This is a genomic window from Telluria sp. PB2R4, from assembly GCF_059685695.1.
On sequence record NZ_JCASIC010000003.1, the window covers coordinates 33091 to 46920 of the forward strand.

At 66.2% G+C, this 13830-nt stretch carries 11 protein-coding genes and 1 tRNA gene; 4 read left to right on the plus strand and 8 right to left on the minus strand.

Annotated elements, in window-relative coordinates; all coding sequences use genetic code 11:
• The first annotated feature begins 48 nt into the window (after positions 1-48).
• Positions 49-1968, plus strand: coding sequence for a DUF3857 domain-containing transglutaminase family protein (locus tag AC56LU_RS06275; RefSeq protein WP_497174753.1), 1920 nt, complete (start codon positions 49-51; stop codon positions 1966-1968).
• Between the two features lie 16 nt (positions 1969-1984).
• On the opposite strand, the gene pth is transcribed toward AC56LU_RS06275, so the two are convergent.
• The 7 genes from pth to AC56LU_RS06310 all read right to left on the minus strand — a co-directional run bounded on the left by pth (position 1985) and on the right by AC56LU_RS06310 (position 8269).
• Positions 1985-2569, minus strand: coding sequence for an aminoacyl-tRNA hydrolase (gene pth, locus AC56LU_RS06280; RefSeq protein ID WP_497174754.1), 585 nt, complete (start codon positions 2567-2569; stop codon positions 1985-1987).
• 336 nt (positions 2570-2905) lie between these two features.
• Positions 2906-3493 (minus strand): 50S ribosomal protein L25/general stress protein Ctc, encoded by a 588-nt coding sequence (locus tag AC56LU_RS06285; protein WP_497174755.1) that lies wholly within the window; start codon positions 3491-3493, stop codon positions 2906-2908.
• Between the two features lie 197 nt (positions 3494-3690).
• Positions 3691-4641 carry a ribose-phosphate pyrophosphokinase gene (locus AC56LU_RS06290; RefSeq protein ID WP_497174756.1) on the minus strand — a complete coding sequence of 317 codons (951 nt, stop codon included), beginning with the start codon at positions 4639-4641 and terminating at the stop codon, positions 3691-3693.
• Positions 4642-4783: 142 nt separating this feature from the next.
• A tRNA-Gln gene (locus AC56LU_RS06295) sits at positions 4784-4860 on the minus strand.
• 67 nt (positions 4861-4927) lie between these two features.
• Positions 4928-5827: a 4-(cytidine 5'-diphospho)-2-C-methyl-D-erythritol kinase gene (gene ispE, locus AC56LU_RS06300; RefSeq protein ID WP_497174757.1), complete on the minus strand. Its 900-nt coding sequence runs from the start codon at positions 5825-5827 to the stop codon at positions 4928-4930.
• Positions 5828-5833: 6 nt separating this feature from the next.
• Positions 5834-6430 carry a lipoprotein insertase outer membrane protein LolB gene (locus tag AC56LU_RS06305; protein WP_497174758.1) on the minus strand — a complete coding sequence of 199 codons (597 nt, stop codon included), beginning with the start codon at positions 6428-6430 and terminating at the stop codon, positions 5834-5836.
• A gap of 72 nt (positions 6431-6502) precedes the next feature.
• On the minus strand, positions 6503-8269 hold the full coding sequence (locus AC56LU_RS06310) for a tetratricopeptide repeat protein (protein ID WP_497174759.1): 1767 nt from the start codon (positions 8267-8269) through the stop codon (positions 6503-6505).
• Between the two features lie 189 nt (positions 8270-8458).
• Here AC56LU_RS06310 and mutM point away from each other — a divergent pair, with 189 nt between their 5' ends.
• The 3 genes from mutM to mutY all read left to right on the plus strand — a co-directional run bounded on the left by mutM (position 8459) and on the right by mutY (position 12485).
• Positions 8459-9292: a bifunctional DNA-formamidopyrimidine glycosylase/DNA-(apurinic or apyrimidinic site) lyase gene (gene mutM, locus AC56LU_RS06315; RefSeq protein ID WP_497174760.1), complete on the plus strand. Its 834-nt coding sequence runs from the start codon at positions 8459-8461 to the stop codon at positions 9290-9292.
• Between the two features lie 164 nt (positions 9293-9456).
• Positions 9457-11370 carry a dynamin family protein gene (locus AC56LU_RS06320; RefSeq protein ID WP_497174761.1) on the plus strand — a complete coding sequence of 638 codons (1914 nt, stop codon included), beginning with the start codon at positions 9457-9459 and terminating at the stop codon, positions 11368-11370.
• Positions 11367-12485 carry an A/G-specific adenine glycosylase gene (mutY, locus tag AC56LU_RS06325; RefSeq protein ID WP_497174762.1) on the plus strand — a complete coding sequence of 373 codons (1119 nt, stop codon included), beginning with the start codon at positions 11367-11369 and terminating at the stop codon, positions 12483-12485. The genes AC56LU_RS06320 and mutY overlap by 4 nt, the downstream gene beginning before the upstream one ends.
• A 210-nt stretch (positions 12486-12695) precedes the next feature.
• Here mutY and AC56LU_RS06330 read toward each other — a convergent pair whose 3' ends face one another.
• Entirely contained in the window at positions 12696-13829 is a 1134-nt protein-coding gene (locus AC56LU_RS06330) for a deoxyguanosinetriphosphate triphosphohydrolase (protein WP_497174763.1), read from the minus strand.
• Position 13830 lies beyond the last annotated feature (1 nt).

Genomic DNA, 13830 nt, shown 5'->3' on the forward strand with positions numbered 1-13830 from the left:
GGCATTGAGACCCTGCGTAACATGGACCGCTCGCCTTCGGAGCCCGCCATGCCCGTTCGTTTTGCACTGTTTTTGATGCTGCTGTTCGTCGGCGGCCGGCTGGCGGCTGCAGGCGACGCAACCGACCATTCGATCGTCATCGAGCGCCATTGGCAGCATTTCACAGTCGCCGAAGACGGCTCGCACACCCTCGATGTCGAGCTGGTAAAAACGATCGTCTCGCCCGCCGCGGTCGGGCAGCATGCCGAGCAGTACGTCAGTTTCAACGGCTCGCTCGACCAGCTGGTGTCGGTCGAGGCCTGGACCACCAAGCCGGACGGCCGCCGCGTGCCGGTCGGGCCGCAACAGATGCGCGACCAGCAAGAGGCGGCCTCCGCCGAGGCGCCCATGTTCCAGGACACACGCCTGAAAGTCGTCATCTTCCCCGGTGTCCAGGCCGGCGACACGCTCACCCTGCGCTACTCCGTGCGGCGCCATACGCCGCTGTTTCCGGGCCACTTCGAAGACTTCACGGTAGCCCGCCCCTACCGCCACAAGGATTTCCGGCTCACCTACGACTTGCCTGCGTCGATGACGCTGCAGGCGGACGCGGTCGGCTTCGTACCGGTGGCCAGCGCCCCTGCGCCAGGCCGCAGCCGTTACAGCTTCCGCTACGTGGATGGCGCCAACGAGCGCTTCGAGCAGGGTGCGGTGAGCTACCTCGACTACGGCCGCCGGCTGGCGGTCTCGACCTTCGCGGATTATGCGGCCTTTGCACGCGCCTACCATGCCCGCGCCGCGCCGGCGGCCGTACCGGACGCGGCCATTGCAAAGCTGGCGGCCGAGATCACGCAGGGGCGCATTGGCCGGCGCGCCAAAGCCATCGCACTATCCGACTGGGTCCGCCGCAACATCCGCTACGTCGCGGTCTACCTCGGCCCGGGCGGCGTGGTGCCGCACCCTGCCGCTTCCGTGCTGGCGAACCGCTATGGCGACTGCAAGGACCATACCGTGCTGCTGCAGGCCTTGCTGGCCGCAAGCGGCATCCCGTCCAGCGCCGCGCTGGTCAACGGCGACGATGCCTACCGCCTGCCCGCGGTGCCGACCCTGGGCGTGCTGAACCACGTCATCGTCCACGTGCCGCAGCTGCAGCTGTTCCTCGACCCGAGCGCCGGCGCGGTCGCGGGCGGCTTCCTGCCGCCTGCCCTGCTCGGCAAGCCGGTGCTGCTGGCGGATTCCGGCGGGTTTGCGGTTACACCGGCCTTCCAGCCGGCGCGCACCCGCACCATGACGCGGTTCGACATCGCGCGCGACGGCAGCAGCCGCTTCCACGTCAGCCGCAGCAACGGCGGCGCCATGGCCGAACCCTACCGTCATGCCGTGCGCACCACGCCCCAGAGCGAGCGCGACGGCTTCGTGCGGCGCATGCTGGCAGGGCTCGGGCAAACGGGCGACGGCCTGTTCGAGCCGGGAGAGACGGAGGGCCCGAGCGAAGGCGCGGGCAGCGAAGGCGCGGCCAAGGAAGGTAGGTCTGGCGAGGCCGCTTCACGAGATGGCGCGCTGGACAACTACACACTGGCCTTCTCGGGCGCGACCGACGGCTTCGTGCGTCTGCCGGGCCCGGTTGCGCTGGCCAGCACCTACAACTTCTGGGGCGGGCTGGGCGACGCGCTGGCCGAGCTCGGACGCGAACCCGAGCGGCGCCACGATTTCGTCTGCCCAGCCATCGATGCCGAGGACGAATTGCGCTATGCGCTGCCGCCGCGCACCCGCGTGCTGGCGCTGCCCAAGCCGCTGGTGGTCGATGACGGAAGGTTCTTCTACCGCTCGCAGTATGCGCGCGAGAAAGAGTCGGTGGTGGTGAGGCGCCGCCTGCAGTTCCGGCATACGGCGGCTACCTGCACGCCGGAAGACTACCAGCAGATGCGGCCGGCGCTCGATCGCATGATGCGGGACGTGCGCGGACAGGTGGTCGTGCAGAGCCGCTAGGACGCCTTCACACTCTTCACGCGGTATGCAACTGCATCATCGCAGTGTCCATCTTGCCCTCGCAGGCGAGCGGAATGATGCGCAGGGCCTTGTCGATGGATTCCTCGATCAGGGTCTGCTCTTCGCGGCGCGGGCGATGCAGCACGAAGTCGGCCACGCCCTGCTGCAGGTTGAGGCTGCGCGGATGGCCGATGCCAAGACGCAGGCGCCAGTATTCCTGCGTGCCAAGCGCTGACGTAATGTCCTTCAGACCATTGTGCCCGCCCGAGGAGCCGCCCTTCTTCATCTTGGCGACGCCCGGCAGCATGTCGAGCTCGTCGTGCACCACCAGCACCTCATCCGGGTTGATCTTGTAGAAGCGCGCCAGCGCGCCGACCGATTGCCCCGAGCGGTTCATGTAGGTCAGCGGTTCCAGCAGCCAGACTTCGTTGCCTGCGATCCGGGTCTTCGCCACCAACGCATTGAAGCGCGATTCGCGCTGCAGGCGGCAGCCGGGCAAGGAATTCGCCAGGTTGTCGACCAGCCAGAAGCCGGCGTTGTGGCGGGTTTGTTCGTACTCCGGGCCCGGGTTGCCGAGGCCGACGATCAGACGGATGGACATGCTTTGTCTACTTTGATTCTTGGAAAACAGGATTATCGCTGAAAACTGTAGAGGCGATCATAGTGCCGTTCGTAGAGTGGGCGGCTGCCCGCGATAAGGTGGTCAGCCCATCGGGTAGCGCCGCCCACGCGTTCAACTATCGGAAGAACAAACGAGCGGGCAGCCTTGTCGTGATTTGAACGCGTGGGCGGCATTCAGGGCGCAGTTCGGCAGAGCGCAAGGCTGAGCCGCCCACCCTACGAAGCATGAACAAGCACCGCCAAAAGAAAAAACCCGCCGGGCAAGCCACGGCGGGTTTCGTTTCCTGCGGCCGCTTGCGCGGCGCGAAGGAAGATATTACTCAGCAGCGGCTTCAGCCGAAGCTGCGCCACGCGGGATCGACGAGGTGACCAGGGTCAGGTTCTGGCCGTGGGTCAGCGCGGTGACGCCTTCCGGCAGGGTCAGGTCGTTGACGTGGACCGACTGGCCGGCTTCCAGCTTGCTCAGGTCGACTTCGATGAACTCTGGCAGTTTGCCTGGCAGGCAAGCCACGTCCAGTTCGTTCGCCACGTGCGAGATCACGGCGCTGCTCAGCTTGACGGCCGGCGAGATGTCGGCGTTGATGAAGTGCAGGGTGACCTTGGTGTGGATCGGCTTCGATGCGTCGACGCGCTGGAAGTCAGCGTGCAGGACCAGCTGCTTGTATGCGTGCATCTGGAAGTCGCGCAGCAGGACTTGCTGGGTCTTGCCTTCGATTTCGAGGTCCAGGATCGAACCGTGGAAAGCTTCTTTCTTGAGCGCGTGGTACAGGGCGTTGCCGTCCAGTGCGATCAGTTCAGGGGTAGCGGTGCCACCGTAGATGATGCCTGGGGTCTGGCCAGCCTTGCGCAGGCGGCGGCTCGCTCCGGTCCCCTGCAGAGTGCGGTTGAATGCGACTACTTTCATGTGAAACTCCAAAAATAAACGGGTCCGAATGCCAGAGCAGGTGCTCCAGCCCGGTAACCCAGTGGTGATCGCCCCCGCGACCAGGGGCAACCGTGAATAAGCGCCATGTTGCGCGCTCAAGATTCTTAATGCTAATTACGTCAACGGCGCGCCGGCTTTGTCAGCCAGGCGCGCCGTAAAATACGACAGCGTGTTGCTTAGTCGACGAACAGCGATATGACCGAGTCGCCCTTCACGATCCGCTTGAAGGTCTCGGCCAGCAGCGGTGCGCAGGTCAGCTGGCGGATCTTGCCGCAGGCGGCGCCGGCCGGGCTCAGCGGGATGGTGTCGGTGACGACCAGCTCGTCGAGCGGCGAATTCTGGATACGGTCGATTGCCGGACCCGACAGCACCGGGTGCGTGCAATACGCGACGACTTTCTTCGCGCCGCGCTCTTTCAGTACTTCGGCGGCCTTGCACAGCGTGCCGGCGGTGTCGACCATGTCGTCCATGATCACGCAGTTGCGGCCTTCGACTTCACCGATGATGTTCATGACTTCCGACACGTTCGCCTTCGGACGGCGTTTGTCGATGATCGCCAGGTCGCAGCCGAGGCGCTTGGCCAGCGCACGGGCGCGCACCACGCCGCCGACGTCCGGCGACACGACCAGCAGGTCGTCGTAGTTGCGCTTTTGCAGGTCACCCAGCAGCAGCGGCGACGCGTAGATATTGTCGACCGGGATATCGAAGAAGCCCTGGATCTGGTCGGCGTGCAGGTCCATGATCAGGACGCGCTCGACGCCGGCTTCTTCCAGCATGTTGGCAATCACCTTGGCCGAGATCGCGACACGCGCCGAGCGTGGGCGACGGTCCTGGCGGGCATAGCCGAAATACGGGATGGCGGCGGTGATGCGGCCAGCCGATGCGCGCTTGAGCGCGTCGACCATCAGCATCAGTTCCATCAGGTTGTCGTTGGTCGGTGCGCAGGTCGACTGCAGGACGAAGACGTCCTTGCCGCGCACGTTTTCATTGATTTCGACCATGACTTCGCCGTCCGAGAATTTCGAAACGACTGCTTTGCCGAGTGGAATGCCGAGATTCTTAGCGACCCCCTCTGCTAGTGCCGGATTGGCGTTGCCGGTAAAAACCATCAGGTTTTCGTAAGCCATGGAGGGAGTCCCAAGAGAATAACGTTGAATCTGGAAAAACAATCAGCCGGACGAACCGGCTGATTAGCTTATGGATGCAGGCGGAACGCTGCACCGCTGTTTATCCCGCTGGAGGATCACGCCTCGACAGCCGGGAAAACTTTGGCAGGGGAACAAGGATTCGAACCTTGGTATGCCGGAATCAAAATCCGGTGCCTTAACCAGCTTGGCGATTCCCCTACACGACTGAACTGCTTGCCGTTACATTCCACGTATTTTAACGTCTAACGTCGCGACAGGCAAAATTTTATTCTATAACTGCTTGATTCCGCAAGAGCGATTTCATCGGGTGACTCTTCAGCGAATGCGCTTTCCAAGCTTTCCAGCGCTCCGGCACTTGTGCCAGGACCCTGTCCGCTTCACGCTCGCTGGAGAAGGCACAAAACACACATGCCCCCGAGCCAGTCATCCTGGCATCGCCATGCCTGCCCAACCATGCAACCGCCTCTGCTACCGGCGGGAACAGGCGTACAGCCACGTCCTGCAAATCATTTCTCCCGAAGCCACTTTGCTTGCCTGAAACAACAAGGCTTCTGGAAAAGTCCGCTATTGTAACGGGCTTTGTATCCCTCGTCAAATCGCTTGCGGAAAAGATTGCCGGAGTCGGTACGGCGACGCCTGGTTCGAGCACCACGTACCAGCAATCGGGGCCAGGCACGGCCTGCAGTGCCTCGCCCACGCCCTCGGCGAACGCGGTCTCGCCGAACAGGAAGAAGGGAATGTCGGCCCCCAGGGGCAAGCCGATATCCATCAGCTCCTGCTGCGTCAATCCAGCCTGCCACAGGTGGTTGGCCGCCATCAGCGCGGTGGCGGCATCCGACGAGCCGCCGCCCAGACCGCCGCCCATCGGCAGGATCTTGTCGACCGCGACCTCGATGCCCGGCGGCTGGCGGCCGTGGCGGCGCGCGTACTCGGCCTGCAACAGGCGCAGCGCACGCACGATCAGGTCCTGCTCTTCGGGCACGCCCGGAACGTCGGTGCTGCGCACGATGCACTCGTCGTCGCGCAGGTCGAAGTGCAGGGTGTCGCCGTGGTCGATCAATTGGAACACGCTTTGCAGCAGGTGGTAGCCGTCTGCGCGGCGGCCAGTCACGTGCAGGAACAGATTCAGCTTGGCCGGAGCCGGGCAATGGTGCAGCGAACGCATGAACGCTTAGCCCTGCCCTGCCGGATTGACGACGATACGGATTTGAAGGTCCTGGATGTCACCCGCCGCGGCGCGCACGGCATGGATCACGCGCGGCGCCGGCTGGGCGGCGTTCGGGTCTTGCCACTCGACGAAACGCAGGCGCCAGCCGTCCCTGGTGACGACCTCGTTGCGCGCCGGCGAGGCGGCGAAGCGCTGTCCTTGCGCGTCCACGGCATACCCCTGCAGCCAGTCGCGCAGGCCGGCCACTGGCAACGGCCAGCCCAGCGTGCGCTGGGTCAGGGTGTCGATATCGGCTTCGCTCACCGGCGCGCGGCCGGACTGGGTCAGTGTCGCGGACTGCGGCGTGACTTCGATGGTGGCGATGGTCTGGCCCAGCGGATTGGCCAGGGTGACGTCGATGCGGCCCGGACGCTGCGTCCAGTCATAGTTGCCGGTCAGGGATTCCTGCCGGCCGTCCTTCTGGTAGTTGACCGACAGGCGGCCGTTCAGGTCGATGCTGTCGCGGTAGGCAGCCACAGGGGCCAGGTTGGTGCTGGTGGCGGCGCAGCCGGCAAGGATGGCAGCGCAGGCGATCAGGGTCAGGCGTCGGGTAATCGGCATCGGTGGCGTAGGAAGCTGAAGTTGACCGGCCGCCCTTGGGCGGCCGGCATGGCGTTCGAAACCTGGATTATTTCACAAGCTCTGGCGCAGGCGCGCCAGCGTGTTGCGCAGCGTGTCGTTCTGCGGGTCCTTGGCGCGCGCCTCGCGCCACAGCTCCTGCGCGGCGACCCGCTGCCCCTTCTGGAACAGCACCTCACCCAGGTGCACCGCGATTTCCGGGTCGCGCCGCAATGCGTAGGCACTGCGCAGCTGCTTCTCGGCCTCGTCCAGGTTGCCCAGGCGGTACTGGACCCAGCCCATGCTGTCCATGATGAAGGGGTCGCCCGGCGCCATCTCGAGCGCCTTGGCGATCAGGGCGTGGGCTTCCTGCAGGCGAATGTTGCGCTCGGCCAGCGAGTAGCCGAGGGCGTTGTAGGCGTGGTGGTTGTCCGGCGCCAGCGTCATCACGTCGCGCAGCAGTTTTTCCATGGTCTCGACGCGGCCGACCTTCTCGGCCAGCAGGGCGAAGTCGTACAGCAGGTCGGCGTTCTTCGGGAAGCGCTTGGCGGCCGCCTCCATCAGCGCATAGGCCTCGAGCGCACGGCCGGCGTCGCGCAGCAGCTGCGCTTCGGCCGCCGCCACCTGGGCCTGCTGCTGCGCCTCGGGCGGCTTGAGGCTGGCCAGCAGCTTGCGCCCGCCCGCCAGGTCGCCCTGCTTGGCCATCAATTGGGCGCGGCGCAGCTGGGCACTGAACATCAACGGCGCTTCGGTACCGGCGGGCACCTTCTCGAGCCAGGCCAGCGCGGCCGGATAATCGCCGCGCTCTTCGGCGATCTGGGCCAGGATCAAGAGCGCCCGGGTCGGATCGCGTTCGTCGCCGGGATTCTGGCCGAGCACCTCGACGAAGCGGATGAAGTAGCCTTCGGCAGCCTTGGCGTCGTTCATCTGGCTCGCCAGCACGCCCAGGGCATACAGGTTGCCGGCATCGTCGGGCCGGCCCTTGAGCAGGGTTTCGAACTGCGCGCGCGCCTGGCTGTACTGCTTCTGGTTGACCAGCACCCGGGCGTGGGCGGCGCGCACTTCGCGCGCTTCCGGATTGGCCTTCAGGAAGGCTTCCAGCATCGGGCCGACCTTGGCTTCGTCTTCGATGACCTGGGCCATCATCAGCATGGCGATTTCGGAATCGGGCTTGGCGGACAGGGCCGCCTGCGCCGCGCGTTGCGCCGCCGGGCGGTCGCCGCGTCCGAGCGCCCCCTGGGCGCGCACGATGTGCACCTCGAAGCTGCCTTCGTAGGGAGCGATGACGCGCTCGAGCATCGCGCCGGCCGCTTCCTTGTCCTTGGCGCGGCCGAGCAGTTGCTGGATCTGGAACAGCAGCATGCCGCGCTTGTCGGGCGAAGCCTCCTTGAGGCGCGCGACGAAGATCGGCTCGACCTCCGCGATATTGTCCGAGGTAACGACCATGCCGACGAAGTACTGGGTCGCTTCGTCGGATTGCGGGTCGAGTTCGCGCCACAGGCGCACGGCGGCCAGCGTGTCGTCGGCCTGGCGCGCCGTAACGGCCATCTCGGCCGCGCGCCGCGCCAGGCGCGGGTCGCGGGTCTGCTGGGCCAGCGACAGCATGGTCAGATACGGTCCCTGCCAGTCGCCCTTGCGGAATGCAAACTCGGCCTTAAGTAACTGGTTCAGCATGCTGCTGGTGAGCGCCACCTTCGGCAGCCGCGCTTCCACTTCGGCGCGGGCTGCCGCCGCGATCTCTTCTTCGTCGGGCGCCGCGGCCTGCGCATCAATGTCCGGCCCGGCTGCCGCCTCGGCGGCGGCCAGCGGCGTCGCCGAAGAAGCGCTTGCCGTCTTGCCCATAGTTTGCTGCCCAGGCGCGACAGCGCACGCCGCCAGGATGCTGGAGAGGGTTACAATGACGAAAGCGTTTTTCAAGGCAAAGTCCGAGGTCTGAGATGTTGTCTGATTCTACGCTCAAGCATGCGCCCGCGTGCACTGCAGCGCGTTTTCTTAATAGCTGCCTAAGAATTTACACCACTCCCCTTCCCCATGCCTGAACTGCCAGAAGTAGAAGTCACCCGGCGCGGTGTCGCGCCCCATATCGAAGGCCGTGTCGTCGACACGGTGGTCGCGCGTCGCGAAGGCCTGCGCTGGCCCTTCCCGCCGAACCTGGCGCAACTGCTCGCCGGCCGCCGCATCACCGGGACTGGCCGCCGCGGCAAGTACCTGCTGATCGAATTCGAGCACGGCACCCTGATCGTCCACCTCGGCATGTCCGGGCACCTGCGCGTGCTGCCGCCGGGGATCGAGCCGCGCAAGCACGACCATTTCGATTTGGTCGTGGTGGGTCCCGAAGGCCGGCAGGTGCTGCGCCTGCACGACCCGCGCCGCTTCGGCGCCGTGCTCTGGCACGGCAAGGACGAGGGTGAACTCGGCGGACACCTGCTGCTGCGCGGCCTCGGCGTGGAACCGCTGGACGAGGGCTTTTCGGGCGAACTCCTGTGGCGCGAGACCCGCAAGCGCAGCGCGCCGGTCAAGCAGGTGCTGCTGGCGGGCGACATCGTGGTCGGGGTCGGCAACATCTACGCCTGCGAAAGCCTGTTCCGGGCCGGAATCAACCCCAAGACGCCGGCCGCGCGCATCAGCCGGGCCCGCTACGACCGGCTGGCCGAGGCCATCAAGGACATCCTGGCGGCCGCCATCGTGCAGGGCGGCAGCACGCTGCGCGACTTTATTGCGGTGAATGGACAATCTGGCTATTTCCAGCAGACATATTTCGTCTATGATCGTGCAGGAGTGCCTTGCCGCAACTGTGGGTCGCCGGTGCGCCAGATCAAGCAGGGCCAGCGCTCGACCTTCTACTGCGTGCAGTGCCAGCGCTGAATTCGTAGGGTGGGCGGCTTAGCCGCCCACGCGTTCAAATTACCTCAATGAGCATGCGTCTTTGGCTCGATTGTGTTTGTTGAACGCGCGGCGTCCGTGAATCGGGCCACTGGCCCGATTCACCCCGCCCACCCTACAAGTCGCTAACGAACAAGCTTAAAACGATGCAGGATTTTCAACAGTATGGCGCGTGGCGCGCCGCCGTTACGCAGGCGCTGGAGGGCTACGGCGCCGCGCTGCGCGAGGCCGGGCTGATCGACGGCGCCGGCGAGCAGCAGCTCGAGCGGGCCCTGGCGCGCCTGCGCGGCGACCGCCTGTCGGTGGCCTTCGTGGCCGAGTTCTCGCGCGGGAAGACCGAGCTGATCAACGCGATCTTCTTCGCCGACTACGGCCAGCGCATCCTGCCGTCCAGCGCCGGCCGCACCACCATGTGTCCGACCGAGCTGCTGTACGACCCGGCGCTGCCGCCCTGCATCCGCCTGCTGCCGATCGAAACCCGGCTCGGGCACCTCTCCACCAGCGATTACAAGGAAGAAAGCGGCGAAAACAGGGCCGCCTGGACCGTGCTGCCGCTCGAACTCGATCTGCCTGAGCGCATGGCCGAGGCCTTCCGCCAGGTGAGCCAGACGCGCCGCGTGCCGGCCGGCGAAGCCCAGGGCTACGGCCTGTGGGACCCGGAAGACCCGGGCAGCGCCACCAGCCTGGAACCGGACGGCACGGTCGAGATCCCGCAGTGGCGCCACGCCATCATCAACCTGCCCCACCCGCTCCTGAAGCAGGGCCTGGTGATCCTCGACACGCCGGGCCTGAACGCCATCGGCACCGAGCCGGAACTGACGCTCAAGCTGATCCCGAACGCGCATGCGGTGCTGTTCGTGCTGGCCGCCGAGACCGGCGTCACCCGCAGCGACATCGAGGTCTGGCAGACCCACATCGGCGCCGGGCCGGGCCGCCTGGCGGTGCTGAACAAGATCGACGCGATGTGGGACGAACTGCGCTCGCCCGAGGAAAACGAGGCCGAGATCGCGCGCCAGCAGGAATCCGCAGCCCGGCTGCTGGGCCTGGACAGCGCGCGCGTGTATCCGGTGTCGGCGCAGAAGGCCCTGGTCGGCAAGATCAATGGCGACATGGCCCTGCTTGAAAAAAGCCGCCTGGGCCAGCTGGAGTCGGCGCTGTTCCACGACCTGATTCCGGCGCGCCGCGAGATCGTCCAGCGCCAGCTGCGCGACGACCTCGACGTGCTGGCCGCTGGCCGCCAGGCCCTGGGCGCGGCGCGCACCCGCGACCTGCTCGAGCAGCTGCAAGAGCTGAAAAGCCTGCGCGGCAAGAACCAGGGCGTGATCGCGCACATGGTGCGCCGCGTCGAGCTGGAGAAAAAGGAATTCGACGCCAGCCTGGTCAAGTTGCAGGGCACGCGCGCGGTGTTCGCGCGCCTGTCCACCGAGCTGTACTCGACGCTGGGCATGGACACCGTGCGCGAACAGACCGAGGCGGTACGCGCCGCGATGCAGGCGTCGCGCTTCGCGACCGGCATGCGCGCCCCGGTGCGCAGCTATTTCGAGGCGATGCGCGCCAACCTGGACGCCTCGTCCGGCAAGGTCCTTGAAATCGGCGCCATGATGGACAGCATGATCCGCAAGTTCTCGGCCGAGCACGGCATGTCTCTGAGCAGCCCGATCTCCCTGTCGCTCGAGCGCTACCGCCGCGAGCTCGATGAGGTCGAAGCGCTGTTCCTGAAGCAGTTCGGCACCGCCACCCTGCTCATGACCAGCCGCGCCACGCTGCTCGAGCGCTTCTTCGATTCGATCGCCTCGCGGGTGCGCCACAGCTTCCGCGCCGCCAACCTGGACGCCGAAGCCTGGCTGAAGGTGATCATGGCCCCGCTCGAGACGGCGATCCGCCAGCACCGCGACGGCCTGCGCCAGCGCCAGGCCTCGATCCAGCGCATTCACGATGCCACCGACAGCCTGGAACAGAAGATCGCGGCTTTTGAAACCACGCAGGCGGCGCTGGAAGACACGCGGTCACATCTGGCCGGCATGGCCGACCGGGTCCTCGCCAGCCTGGAGGCGCCATGAAACGCCTGACTGAATTCGGGATGAGCGAATTCGACCAACTGGCCGACCCGAGCTTCTCGCAAGCGATGATCGACTGGCAGCGCAGCCACGGCCGCCACGCCCTGCCCTGGCAGAACACGACCGATGCCTACCGCATCTGGCTTTCGGAGATCATGCTGCAACAGACCCAGGTGGCCGCGGTGCTCGGCTACTACGCGCGCTTCCTGGAACGCTTCCCCACCGTGCACGCACTGGCCGAGGCGCCATCGGAAGACGTGATGGCGCACTGGAGCGGCCTGGGTTACTACACACGGGCGCGCAACCTGCACGCCTGCGCCAGGCGCATCGTGCAGGATTACGATGGCGTGTTCCCGGGCGACCCGGCGCTGCTGGCCGACCTGCCCGGCATCGGCCGCTCGACGGCGGCCGCGATCGCCGCGTTTTCAAGCGGTGCGCGCGCGGCGATCTTGGATGGCAACGTCAAGCGCGTGTTCGCGCGGGTATTCGGCATCGACGCCTATCCGGGCGAGAAGCGGGTCGAGGACGCGCTGTGGCGCCGTGCCGATGCGCTGCTGCCGGAACAGGGCATCGAGTCGTACACCCAGGGCCTGATGGACCTGGGCGCGACCCTGTGCACGCGCAGCCGCCCCGCTTGCGAACGCTGCCCCTTGCAGGCGCGCTGCGTCGCGTATGCCACCGGCCGCACGGCGGAGCTGCCGGTGCGCAAGCCGAAAAAGGCGACGCCGGAAAAGCGTGCGGCGCTGCTGGTGATCATCGATCGCGGGCAGGTGCTGCTGGAACAGCGCCCCGACAGCGGCATCTGGGGCGGCTTGCTATCGCTGCCGGAAGTGGATGGGCACCTTGGCGTGGATGTGGAGGCGGTTCCACCTTCCGACGTGGCCGCCGCGGCGGCGCAGCTCGGGACGGTGGACGAAGTGGAGCCGCTGCGTCCGCTGGTGCACGTGTTCACGCACTACAAATTGCACATCGCGCCGTGGCAGGTGCGCCTGTCGGCGCGCGGCGGCGCCACCGGGCGGCACCTGTGGTGGGATTTGCACACGATCGGCGACGCGCCGCTGCCGGCGCCGGTCAAGAAGCTGTTGGTGGAGCTGGGGACGCCGGGCTTGTTCGGGTAACTCCGAGGCGCAACCCGCTGTTCGTAGGGTGGGTGGCTCCACCCAGCGATGCGATCAGCACGAACGGTAGCGCCGCCCACGTTCAACAAGCGGAAGAACAGACGCGCGGGCCGAATTAACGTGATGTGAACGCGTGGGCGGCGCACACAGAGCGGTTCGGCATGTCACCGGTAGAGCCGCCCACCCTACGAATGATCGACGACGCTTGCCTCAGAAGTGGTCCAGCGAGAAAATGCGCCGGTGCTCCCGGATCGCGTAGCGGTCGGTCATGCCCGCGATATAGTCCGCAATCTTGCGCGCCTGCCCCATCGGATCGTTCTCGACCTGGTAGTCGCCCGGCAGCAGCACCGGGTCGGCCAGGAAGGCCTCGAACAGCTCGCGCACGATGCGGCTGGCCTTCACGCGCATGCGGTTCACCTGGAAGTGACGGTACAGGTTCGCGTACAGGAAGCGTTTCAGGGCCGTGGTCTCGGCCCGCATCTGCGGCGAGAAGCGGATCAGGGGCGGTGCGGTGCGCACGTCGTCGATGCTCGCCGGAGCCGCTTCCTTCAGCAGGGCCCTCGATGTCTCGACCAGGTCGGCCGTCATCGCCGTGATCATCAGGCGGATCGTTTCGTACAGCGCGCGCCGTCCCGGCAAGCCCGGATACTGCGCTTCCACCGCGTGCCGGTGGCGCGCGAACAAGTCGACTTCTTCCATCTGCGCCATCGTCAGCAGGCCCGAGCGCAGGCCGTCGTCGATGTCGTGGTTGTTGTACGCGATCTCGTCGGCCAGGTCGGTCAGCTGCGCTTCCAGGCTGGCCTGGGTGCGGTCGATGAAGCGCTGGCCGAGTGCGCCCAGCTGGCGCGCATTGTTCAGCGAGCAGTGCTTGAGGATGCCCTCGCGGGTCTCGAAGCTGAGGTTGAGGCCATCGAAGGCGCCGTAGTGCTCCTCTAACTGGTCGACCACGCGCAGGCTCTGCAGATTGTGTTCGAAGCCGCCGTAGTCCTTCATGCACTCGTTGAGCACGTCCTGGCCCACGTGGCCGAAGGGCGTATGCCCGAGGTCGTGCGCCAGCGCACAGGCCTCGACCAGGTCTTCGTTCAGTTGCAGGCTGCGCGCCAGGGTGCGGCCGATCTGCGCCACCTCGATGCTGTGCGTGAGCCGGGTGCGGAACAGGTCGCCTTCGTGATTCAGGAAGACCTGGGTCTTGTACTCGAGCCGGCGGAAGGCGGTCGAGTGGATGATGCGGTCGCGGTCGCGCTGGAACTCGCTGCGCGAACCTGCCGGCGGTTCCGGAAACTGCCGGCCGCGCGACTTCGACGAATGGGCTGCATAGGGGGCAAGGCGCGCGTCGAAGTCCATA